This window comes from Mesorhizobium sp. M7A.F.Ca.CA.001.10.2.1, from assembly GCF_003998575.1.
In the GTDB taxonomy this organism is placed as follows: Bacteria; Pseudomonadota; Alphaproteobacteria; order Rhizobiales; family Rhizobiaceae; genus Mesorhizobium.
In genome coordinates, this window is sequence record NZ_RZQY01000681.1 from 1 (window position 1) to 3,200 (window position 3,200).

The 3,200-nt window shown below is 58.8% G+C and carries 5 protein-coding genes; 4 read left to right on the top strand and 1 reads right to left on the bottom strand.

The features are described from left to right. The 4 genes from EN964_RS29875 to EN964_RS29890 form a co-directional block, all read left to right on the top strand. A partial coding sequence (locus EN964_RS29875; protein WP_164776083.1) for a type II secretion system F family protein occupies nt 1-509 on the top strand: 509 nt, incomplete at its 5' end. A gap of 18 nt (nt 510-527) precedes the next feature. After that, entirely contained in the window at nt 528-1,478 is a 951-nt protein-coding gene (locus tag EN964_RS29880; RefSeq protein ID WP_127269130.1) for a type II secretion system F family protein, read from the top strand. A gap of 54 nt (nt 1,479-1,532) precedes the next feature. Next, nucleotides 1,533-2,072, top strand: coding sequence for a tetratricopeptide repeat protein (locus EN964_RS29885; protein ID WP_127269131.1), 540 nt, complete (start codon nt 1,533-1,535; stop codon nt 2,070-2,072). 1 nt (nt 2,073) lies between these two features. Continuing rightward, nucleotides 2,074-2,613, top strand: a complete 540-nt coding sequence (locus EN964_RS29890; protein ID WP_127269132.1) for a prepilin peptidase — start codon at nt 2,074-2,076, stop codon at nt 2,611-2,613. 186 nt (nt 2,614-2,799) lie between these two features. Here the strand turns inward: EN964_RS29890 and EN964_RS29895 are convergent. Continuing rightward, nucleotides 2,800-3,200 (bottom strand): nucleoside hydrolase (locus EN964_RS29895; protein WP_164776084.1); only part of this gene is annotated, 401 nt, incomplete at its 5' end.

Below are 3,200 nucleotides of genomic sequence, written 5' to 3' on the forward strand. Positions count from 1 at the left end.
CGCTCGACATGATCGTTCGTTCGCTGCGCGCCGGACATCCCGCTTCGATCGCGATCGGTCTGGTCGCACGCGAAATGCCGGATCCGTTGGGCACTGAATTCGGCATCGTCTCCGATGAGATCACCTTTGGTCTCAGCATCGAGCAGGCCGTGCGGAAGCTTTCGCAGCGCGTCGGCTTCGAGGGGCTTCAGCTGCTGTCGGTATCGCTGTCGATTCAGGCCAAGACGGGCGGCAATTTGACCGAAATTCTGGCCAATCTTTCCTCCGTTCTGCGTGAACGGCAGAAATTGCGAATGAAAATTAGGGCGCTTTCGGCCGAAGGTCGCGTCTCCGCGTGGATCATCTCCTTGTTTCCTATTGTGATGTTCCTCACGCTTCAAATCCTTGCCCCATCCTATTACGGAGCCGTTTGGAGCAACCCGCTCGTCTTCCCGATATTTATGCTTTTTGGGTTGTGGGCGCTGCTTGGCGACTTCATCATGTACCGGATGGTTACTTTCGATTTCTGACTGGGAGCGACGAAAGAATTGTTTTCGAACATTCAGGATCTGGGTTTCTTGGTGTCTATCGTCGTCTTCGCGGCGGCGGTGTCCCTTTTCCTGTTCGGTGCGTTAGTCTTTCTGCCAGCTCTGCAAACCCGTAAGCTTGTCGCGCAGAGCCTGATGGGTGAAGGAATCGCAGACCGTCGATCCATGCTCGGGCAAGACCAGCTTGCCAAGATTTCGGCGCAACGGCCGGTCGATGCCTACTTCAAGTCGATCGAGAAGGAGCGGGAAGAGCCAAACGCCTTGGAAGCGAAGCTGTTTCGCGCCGGCTTTTATCAATCAAGCGCACCGCTGATTTATACGCTGTGCCGCCTTGTCGCGGTCTGCGTCGGCTTTCTGGCAATGTATGCACTCCTGTCGCGGGCTCTGCCGTCGCACCTGCCGGGTTTCATTACCCTTGCAGGTTCTGCCCTGTTCGGCCTGGCCTGCATCGTGCTTCCCGCCATTCTGCTCGACCGTTTCGAGAACGGCCAGAAACAGATCTATCGCCGAGCTTTCCCCGACTTCATGGACATGATGATCACCTGCGCCGATGCCGGCATGAGCCTGGAGGGGGCAGTCGAACGCGTCAGTCATGAGATGGCTGGCACCCACAAATGGCTGGGAATACAGCTGTCGATCATGAATTTGCAGTTGCGTGCCGGCAAGCCGTTGCGGGAGGCATTGCGCGAACTCGCCGATCGTATCGGGCTTGACGAAGCCAGGGCACTGGCTGTCCTGTTTAGGCAATCGGAAGAACTCGGCACCAGTCTCACCGATGCATTGCGTGTCTATAGCGCCGAGATGCGCGGGCAACGAATTCTGAGTGCAGAGGAACGCGCCAACTCTCTGCCGGTGAAGATGATGATTCCGTTGGGGCTGTGTATCTTCCCTGTGGTTATGATGGTTATCATGCTGCCGGTGATCATCCGCATGAGGGGCATTATCTTCTAGTTGCGTGTATGATCTGATTCTAATATGAGGTCCGAGACCCTTGGGGGAATCTATATGAAGAGGGCTAACGCGGCGGCAGCCTGTCTGTTGATAATGCTTGCCGGCTGCCAGACGGCGGACATAACCGACGGGGTCGTGCGCACCAACGAACCATCGAAAGGCGACGTGACGTCTTTTGGCGACGCTTTCGATGGGCTGAAGACGGTCAGCGATGTCGAATATTACGCCTCGGACCAGGCCGTCGCCGAGGCCAAGAACCAGTTCCGTGCCGAGAATTACGGCAATGCCGGCGCGCTGTTCTTCAAGGCGACGCAACTGGCGCCCAATGATGGCAACGCCTGGATGGGACTTGCCGCCTGCACCGACCGGATCCGCCGCTTCGACCTGTCCGACAAGGCCTATGCCAAGGCGTTCAAGCTGGTCGGCGCGACGCCTGAATATTACAACAATGTCGGCTATTCCTACCTGCTGCGCGGCAAGCTGCAGGATGCGCGCTCGAATTTTCTCAAGGCTTACGAATTGGCGCCCAACGACCCGACCGTCGCCAACAATCTGAAGCTTTTGTCGTCAAGCGTGCAGAACGTCGAGCGCTAGCATGCTGCTCGTCGAAGCGCTGCTGCTGAAGGTGCTCGCCATCCCTCTGCTGGCAAGGATTGGCTGGCTCGACTTCAAGACGCAGAAGATTTCCAATCGCGACGTGCTGCTGCTGCTCTGCCTGGGGGCCGGGGGCTTGCTGCTGCTGTCGCTCCAGTCAGGCTCGTGGTGGGACATGGGGCTGAGCGCTCTCGCCGGACTTCTGCTGTTCGTCGCGCTCTTGCCCTTCTGGGTCTTGCGCAAGATCGGCGCCGGCGATGTCAAGCTGCTGGCAGTCGTGCCATTCCTGATCAGCGGCAGCGCTCTCGCAGTGTTTTCAGTGCTGCTTCTGGTTTTCGCTTTGGCAACCGCGGTCATCGTGAAAAACCCGTTCATGCTGCCCGCGGGTGCTTTTCGGCTTGTCGTCCAGCATCTGGACCGCAAGGGCGTGGTGCCGTTCGGCGTGCCGATCTCGCTGGCCGCGATCTGTACGCTGGCGTTCCTGATCTACAGGAGTTTGACGGTCGCGAGCAGCTCTGGAATCCTCAACCAGCTCAACTGACCCTGTCATCTCACGCGGCTGAATTCGTCGCGCGGGAGATTTGACGGAGCATCAAACGAAAAACCCGCCTGTGCGGCGGGTCACTGGCGCAAATCAGCACCATAGGCAAAAATGTACCATAGCTGAGTGCAGGGAGTCAAGAAAAAATTCCTATCTTGAAGCGCTGCCTGCGCCGCGGCGCTCCGTTCAATCCCGCAGCAGGTCGAACATCAGCTTGAAGAAGCGGTCCGCGTCGACCTCATGGGCGATGCGGGCATTGTCCTTTTCACCGCGCTCGCCCCAGTAATCGGCGATGGTCGCGCCGAAGGCGTAGGTGCCGGACAGATCGACGCCGATATGGGCAGGGCGCGTGCGCACCAATGTCGGATCGATGGCCAGCGCCAGCGCCAAGGGATCGTGCATGGCGCCGCCGACGCCCATCGAGTTGCGGTGCAGCTTCTCGTAGAACAGCAGCCAGTCGTTGACGAGCCGTCCGAGCGGCGTGTCGATGGTCGCGAGCTCGGCATATTGCGGCGCCTCGATCAGCACCTGCATGGTGACGTCGAGGCCCACCATCAGGATCGGCACGCCGCTGTCCAGAACCTGTC